At 64.6% G+C, this 554-nt stretch carries 1 protein-coding gene; it reads right to left on the reverse strand.

Annotated elements, in window-relative coordinates; all coding sequences use genetic code 11:
• On the reverse strand, positions 1-357 hold a 357-nt coding region (locus tag N0B15_RS05285; protein ID WP_425494212.1), incomplete at its 3' end, for an eCIS core domain-containing protein.
• Positions 358-554 lie beyond the last annotated feature (197 nt).

A 554-nucleotide genomic window follows, 5' to 3' on the forward strand; every position in this document is an offset into this window, starting at 1 on the left:
GAGTTCGTGCGCGAGCAGATATTTCCCTTCGGGACTCTCCGGGTTGTACTCCCCGCGGTTGAACACCACGTGGTTTCCGGTGGTGAAGGCGCGTGCCTCGAGCGCACTCGCCGCCTTCGCGGCCTCCGGCCCAGTGTGTAGCTGCACGTCCGAAAAGGAGTCGCCCATCCGTTTCTCCATCTCCTCGCGGACGGGTCCCTCGAGCGGCCGCCCCGGCTGGGAAATCACCCGCCGCACCACGTCGGGTGTCGCGGTCTCACCTGCTAAATCGCTCTCCGTCTGCGCCTCGACCGAACGCATCGCGCTCTCGGTGTCGAGTTCGACGCCCGCTTTCCAGGAGCTACNACGCAGGATCATCTGATCGAGGATGGCCGCCTGCTCGCACGATGGTTGGCCCACTCGGTTCAGGTACTGGTACGGCCGCGCCCCGCGCTGGGTCTGGGCCTGCACTCGAGGTCGGTTCCGTCGGTTCGTCTCGTCGTTCTCTCGGTTCTCAGTGCTGTCGCGTTGGTTCCTATCGAAGCTCACGCGACCCACCTCGGAAACGAATACAT

This window comes from Natronobiforma cellulositropha, from assembly GCF_025629245.1.
GTDB classification, from domain to species: domain Archaea; phylum Halobacteriota; class Halobacteria; order Halobacteriales; family Natrialbaceae; genus Natronobiforma; species Natronobiforma cellulositropha.